The 6,723-nt window shown below is 61.9% G+C and carries 5 protein-coding genes; all 5 read right to left on the minus strand.

Annotated elements, in window-relative coordinates:
- Positions 1-46: 46 nt before the first annotated feature.
- The gene (locus tag GPA21_RS18370) at positions 47-1,246 is read right to left on the minus strand and encodes a CaiB/BaiF CoA transferase family protein (RefSeq protein WP_168989549.1); all 1,200 of its coding nucleotides are present in this window, start codon (positions 1,244-1,246) and stop codon (positions 47-49) included.
- Positions 1,243-3,372: a putative bifunctional diguanylate cyclase/phosphodiesterase gene (locus GPA21_RS18375; RefSeq protein WP_246262049.1), complete on the minus strand. Its 2,130-nt coding sequence runs from the start codon at positions 3,370-3,372 to the stop codon at positions 1,243-1,245. The genes GPA21_RS18370 and GPA21_RS18375 overlap by 4 nt, the downstream gene beginning before the upstream one ends.
- A gap of 1 nt (position 3,373) precedes the next feature.
- A complete protein-coding gene (locus GPA21_RS18380; RefSeq protein ID WP_168989551.1) occupies positions 3,374-3,817 on the minus strand; it encodes a response regulator in 444 nt (147 codons plus the stop codon).
- A complete protein-coding gene (locus GPA21_RS18385; protein ID WP_168989552.1) occupies positions 3,814-5,622 on the minus strand; it encodes a PAS domain S-box protein in 1,809 nt (602 codons plus the stop codon). The genes GPA21_RS18380 and GPA21_RS18385 overlap by 4 nt, the downstream gene beginning before the upstream one ends.
- Before the next feature lie 141 nt (positions 5,623-5,763).
- Positions 5,764-6,564, minus strand: coding sequence for an alpha/beta hydrolase (locus GPA21_RS18390; protein ID WP_168989553.1), 801 nt, complete (start codon positions 6,562-6,564; stop codon positions 5,764-5,766).
- Between the last annotated feature and the right edge of the window lie 159 nt (positions 6,565-6,723).

Genomic DNA, 6,723 nt, shown 5'->3' on the forward strand with positions numbered 1-6,723 from the left:
GGGGACATGGCCTTAATGTCGCCGAGTGGTCAGGACATGTTAGCAGTCAGACAGTGCCGGCGGCACGGAGCGCAGCGATCTGGTGCGGTTCATAGCCCAGGGCGGAGAGCACTTCGTCGGTGTGCTCGCCAAGTGCCGGGCCCAGCCATTCGGTGCCCCCCGGTGTTTCTGACAGTTTGGGCACGATGCCGGGTATGCGGCAGGGCTGGCCGCCGGGCAGGGTGACCTGCTCGAGCATCTGGCGGGCGAGGAATTGCGGGTCGGCGAACATGTCGGCCACCGAAAACACCCGTGATGCCGGCACCTCGGCTGCAGCGAGTGCGGCGAGCGCGTCTGCCTCGTCCCGCCCGGCGACCCAGGCGTCGATCAGCGCGTAGATTTCGTCGCGGCGTGCGTCCCGGCCGGCGTTGTCGGTGAGGGTCGGGTCGTCAGCGAGATCAGCGCGATCCATGGCCAGCATCAGGCGGCGGAAGATCGCGTCACCGTTGGCGCCGATCGCGACATGCTTGCCGTCGCGTGTGGTGTGCGTGTTGGATGGCGTGATGCCGGGCATGATGTTGCCAGTGCGTTCGCGCACGAAACCGAACACGTCGAATTCGGGCACCAGTGACTCCATCATCGAAAACACCGCCTCGTAGAGCGCGACATCGACCACCTGGCCCTTGCCACCCGCGACTTCGCGGTGGCGTAGCGCCATCAGCGCGCCGATCACGCCCCACAGTGCGGCGATGGAGTCACCGATCGAGATGCCGGTCTTGACGGGCGGGCGGTCGGGGAAGCCGGTCACGTAGCGCAGGCCACCCATCGATTCGCCGATCGCGCCGAAACCAGGTTGCCCTGCCATCGGGCCGGACTGGCCGAAACCCGACAGGCGCACCATGATGAGCCCCGGGTTGATTGTCGACAGTGCCTCCCAGCCGAGACCGAGTTTTTCCAGCACGCCGGGGCGGAAGTTCTCGACCACGATGTCGGCCTCGGCCACCAGTCTGCGCACCACCTCGACGCCTTCCGGGTGCTTCAGGTTGACTGTCACCGAGCGCTTGTTGCGCGACTGTACGTACCACCATAGCGAGGTGCCTTCATAAAGCTTTCGCCACTTGCGCAGCGGGTCGCCACCGTCCGGCGATTCGATCTTGATCACCTCGGCGCCGAACTCGGCGAGGATGCGCGATGCGAAGGGGCCGGCGATCAGGGTGCCGAGTTCGACGACCTTGAGGCCGGCGAGTGGTTTCGCGGGTTGCGTCATGCGTCGTCCGTAGTAACAGGATCGGTCCACCGCTGCGTCCATTCGTCTATGGGCAATGGCTGACCGAACAAGTAGCCTTGATAGAAGCCGCAATCGTTGTCCTGCAGGAAAGCGTGGTGCTCGTGGGTCTCGACGCCCTCGGCGATGACTTCCATCCCCAGGGCGCGACCCAGGGCGAGAATCGCGGAGACGATCGCGCCGCTGCGGCGGTCGCCCAGCATGTCGCGGACGAACGATTGGTCTATCTTCAGTTGGTCGAATGGTAGATGCTTGAGGTAGCTCAGCGACGAGTAGCCAATTCCGAAATCGTCCAGTGCCAGGCAGACACCGAGACTTCGGATTTCGTTCATGCGCTGCAGGGTGTAGTCGAGATCAGCGAGAATCACCGTCTCGGTCAACTCCAGCTTGAGCCGGCTCGGGTCGATCGCGCTGGCCGCAATCTCTTCGGCAAGCCGGGAGACGAAGTCCGGTTGGTGAAACTGGCGGGCGCTGACGTTTATCGCCAGCCTGAGATGCCGGGTTCGTGCCTGTTTTCCCCAGCTGCGAAGCAGCGCGCAGGCTTCGCCGATGACCCACTGGCCGATCGGCACGATGAGGCCGGTGTCTTCGGCCAGCGGGATGAAATCGGCGGGGGAGACCATGTCCGTGCCACAGCGAAACCAGCGCAGCAAGGCCTCTGCTCCAATGAGGCCGCCTTCACGATCGAACTGCGGTTGCAGAAAAAGCGCGAGCTCGGCGTGTTCGAGAGCGGCGCGCAAGCCGGTTTCGAGCTCAGCACGTATATCGACAACCGCCTGCATTTCCGGGTTGAACACTCGGATCGTGTCCTGCTGCTCAGCCTTGACGGTTCGCCACGCGACCTCTGCCCGCTTCAGCACGACGTCTGCGCTGTCGTCTTCGGGGCCGAACAGACAGAGACCGATTCTGAAGGCGCGCCGAACGTCGCTCCCGCCACCGACGCCGACTCGGTAGGGGGTGTCGATATGCGCATGCAAGCGCTGCGCGGCTGCCTTCGCCCTGGTCTGAGCCTGGTCTGCGTCTCGGCCCAGACCCCGCAACAGTGCGGCGAACTCATCTCCACCGATGCGCGCGACCACATCCTCGCCGTCGAGCGATTGTCGGAGCCGCCGTGCGAACTCCCGCAATAGCTGGTCACCTGCTTCGTAGCCAAGCGTGTCGTTGATGAACTTGAAGCGTTCGATGTCCAGCACCATGAGTGCGCCGTACTCTCCACGGTGCCTGCTATCGGACAATGCAGCACTCAGTTGCTCGTTGAATCGAGCGCGATTCGGGAGTTCTGTGAGGGTGTCGTAATACGCGAGCCGACGGATCAGGGCCTCGCTTTGACGCTTCTCGGTGATGTCCTGATTGACCGCCACGTAATGGGTGACGGTGCCGTCCGGGCTTCGCATCGGCGCGATGGTTGCAAATTCCACATAGCGCGTACCGTCGCGTCGTGTGTTGTGGAACTCACCCTTCCATATGTCGCCTCGGGTCAGCGTTTGCCACAGCAAATCGTAGGTTTCCCGTGGTGTGTCGCCGCGATTGAGGATGCGTATGTTCTCACCGATGATCTCTTTCGCCGCGTAGCCGGTGATTTGCTCGAAAGCCTGATTCACGTATTCGATCTGGCCTTTCGTGTCGGTGATGACGATGCTTCCCGGGCTTTGCGCCACGGCCAGTGCCAGCTTGCGCAATTCGTTTTCGGCCGCCTGGCGGGCCTGCCGCTCGTCAGCTTCGCCGATTGCGCGGCGGATTGCGTTGGGCAGGCGCGCGAGACGTTCCTTGAGGATGAAATCGTTCAGGCCCAGATGCAGCAGCTCCACCGCAAGCTCTTCGCCGATGCTGCCGGAGACCAGGATGACCGGGAGCTCGGGGCGCCCGGACTGGATGATACGAAGCGTTTCCTTCAGATCCATGCCGGGAACGTTGTAGTCCGACAGCACGATGTCCCAGTTGTCCTCGAGTGCGCATCGGAGAGCCTGGTTCGTGTCGATGCGCTGTGAACGTGCCAGCAGACCGGCCTTGCGCAAGTCGCGCTCGAGCAGCATGTAGTCGGCGGGTACGTCCTCGATGACGAGGATCTCAAGCGCCCGCTCAGTCGTTCGAGTCCCCTGGTGCGTCATGTCAGCCACTGACGCTCGGGGCGTTTGTCGCGACCCAGTACACGCCGAGGCGGGCGACGGTCTCGGCGAACTCGGCGAACTCGACTGGCTTGCGCACAAAGCTGTTCGCGCCGGACTTGTAGGAGCGGAGCCTGTCCTGGGTTTCGTCGGACGATGTCAGAATGACGATCGGCAGCAGTTCTGTGCGCGGATCCTCCCGCAGCCTCTCCAGGACTTCGAGGCCGGAGAGCCTTGGCAGACTGATGTCGAGGAGGACAACCATGGGCAGGTCCGGTCCTTCGCGCTGCGCGAACTCCCCCTGCCGAAACAGATAATCCAGGGCCTGCTGACCATCGCGCACAACATCGATCCGATTGACGACGTTCGCTTTCTTCAGGGCGCGCAAGGTGAGCATCTCATCTTGTGGGTTGTCCTCAACGAGAAGAATCGTCTTGTCTTGCGTCATGAGTCCTCGCTCTCGGTGTCATAGTGATCGCCTGCGGCGGATAGGGTAAAGCAGAATCTTGCGCCGTTTCCGGGAACCCCTTCTGCGACAATCTCGCCCCCATGTCGGTGCACAATGCGTTGCACCGTCGCCAATCCGATGCCGGTGCCGGGAAACTCCGTCTGTCGATGAAGACGTTGGAAGGGGACGAACAAACGCTGTGCATAGGCCATGTCGAAGCCGGCGCCGTTGTCCTCGATGCAGATGCCTGGACGGCCTGCGACTTCGGCCGCATCGACCCGGATCAAGGGCGACTCGGTCTTGCTCGAGTACTTCCAGGCGTTGTCCAGCAGGTTGGTCATCAGTATCTCTACCATGCGCGCGTCGCCATCGACCGTGAGCTCGGGGGCGACCTCCACCTTAACCCGATTGCCTGGGTGCAGACGCGCCATTTCGGACAGAACACGAAGTGCGAGCCCGGAAATGTCGATCGGTTCGCGTCGCAGCGCCCCGCGGGTGCTGCGTGACAGGGTCAGGATGCCCTCGATCAGCTCGCCCATCTTCTTGCTTGCGATCGAGATCTGATCGAGGAAGACGCGAGCCTCTCCATCGAGCCGGTCGCCATAATCCTCGGTGAGTGCGTGAGCGAATCCATCCATCGCCCGCAGCGGCGCACGCAGATCGTGGGATACCGCGTAGGCGAATGCGTCGAGCTCACGGTTGGCCGCGTGGAGTTCCGCGGTGCGCTCCAGCACCCGCTGTTCGAGGTGGGCGTTCAGCGAGCGAACCTCTTCTTCGGCTTGATGCTGGGCGGTGATGTCTTCCGAGAAGATCACGATGCCGCCAACGGTGCCGTCGACAGCGTGCCATGGGCGCACTTCCCAGCGCACCCATTGCCGGCGTCCATCGGCACGCTCGAAACAGTCGCCGTCGCTTCGAATGACCTCTCCGGCGAGCGCGCGCTGGTGAACCCTTCGCCACTCCTCCGGGAGTTCGGGGAAGATGTCGTAGTGATTGGGGCCGCTCATGTCTTCATGGCTGACCCCGTAGATATCCATCCAGCGCTGGCTTGCGAACATGTGGTCGAGGTTCCTGTCCAGCATCGCCAGCGCTGCCGGTGCATGTTCGATGAACAGCTTGAGTTGTGTCTTCTGCTCCTGAAGCGCGTCATAGGCCGCCTTCAGCGCCGCTTCGTTCTGTTTGAGCACCGTAATGTCGCGTGCGATACCAAAGGTACCGGTCACTCGGCCATGTTCATCGAGCAACGGCCCCTTCGTTGTCAGCATGAAGCGCGTGCCGTTCGGCATGCTGAGCTGCTCCTCGCTGACAATTGTGGACTTGTCGAGCCTGATCTTCCGGTCTATCTCGACGAGCGTGGCCGCCTCTTCCGGGGGGAACAGGGCGCTGTCGTCACGCCCGATCAGCTCGTCCCTTGTCTTGCCGACAAACTCGGCCGTCTTTTTGTTAACGAGGGTGTAGCAGCCCTTCAGGTCCTTGGCAAAGACCGCTTCATCGGACCCTTCCCAGATGGTCTGGAAGACCCGAAGAGTTCGAATCTGTTGAGCCTGGAGGTCGCGTTCACGTTCGTGGGCGACTGTTAACGCGTTCAACAGCCGCGAGACGAGGAAATAGAGCAGTGCCGCCGTGACAAGCACGAAAGCCCAACCCTTGACCATGCTGGTGCGGACGAGCAAGGTGGGGTCATCTATGAACAGCAACAGAATCTTGTCGGAGAGCAGGATCCAGAACGTTGCGAACAGGGCGTAGATCCACGCAATTCTGAGGGCACCGCGGCGGGCATCGACGAGCATTCGGTTGTCGGTCATGGTGCATGGCGCCAGGAAACGCGAGACCGTCTTGATCAACGGTTCAGACGGTCCGGCCGACGCCCTGTCTTGTTGTTATCGTTCCGGCATTGTGCCCCACTGCGATTCGCAGTGCGCGTGCATATCTGACATCCAAGGGATTCAACGTATCCGGTACATGTTGCGAGCAATGTCGAACTCGAGTCCGGTTTCGGCGAACTTGCCGTTGAACGCGTCGTTGAAGAAGCGCTGCACTTTGGCATTGCGCAGCGGGCGACCTTCGAAATATGCGTGCGAACTGGTGACGTGCGGCTGGTCGGTGAAGTCGATATACACCGCCTGTCGTGAGTCCAGCCGCCAGGGGTAGTGACCCAGCCGCGCCTTCTGCTTCTCGCCGAGCTTCATGCGGGAGGCGGCCAGGGCGCTGTCACGCTCGTTGATGGTGACATAGACGCGTCCGCGGCACTGGACGCGATCCACCCATTCAGCGTGGTCTTCGTTGTTGGTGTCGGCCGCGACCATCACCACGTTGTCGAACACCAGGTGATCACCGCGATATACCGAGGACTTCAACAGGTGTTTGAAGACATAGTTGCCCATGCTGTGCAGCATCAGGTTGATGCTGAAGGGGCACCACTTCTCGGCCTGGCTGGTGAAGAAGCGATCCCATTTCTCGGCGTCGTCCGGAAAGCGCAGATTGGCCTCGGTTTCCACTCGACGGACGTGCTCCTCGTGCAGACCAAGCAGCAATTCCTCCATGCGCGCGATTGCGCGGTCGAGTGCGCCGGTCGAAGCCAGCGCAGCGCGCTTGTCGCTCTTGTAGCTGACTACGCCGCGCGCGCCGCCCCCGTTGGCGGGCCAGGTGAAGGGGAGCACTTCCACGCCAAAGGTTTGAGCGAGGTGTTCCGCGCGGTCCAGGACAGCGGAGACATCGTTGTTGAATCCGTGCACGAAGAACAGCAGGTTGCAGCCTTTGCCATCACCACCGCTTGCCCTCTGTCAGCGGTAATCCAATAATCCCCACCTGTGGTAATCGAATTTTCCCCACCCATCGACTTGAAGGAGTCAGAGATGGAAAGGGAATCAGTGGTGTTCGATGTGGAAGCTGTCCTGGACCCGAGG

The sequence above is a fragment of the Azoarcus taiwanensis genome, from assembly GCF_012910885.1.
Classification (GTDB): domain Bacteria; phylum Pseudomonadota; class Gammaproteobacteria; order Burkholderiales; family Rhodocyclaceae; genus Azoarcus_F; species Azoarcus_F taiwanensis.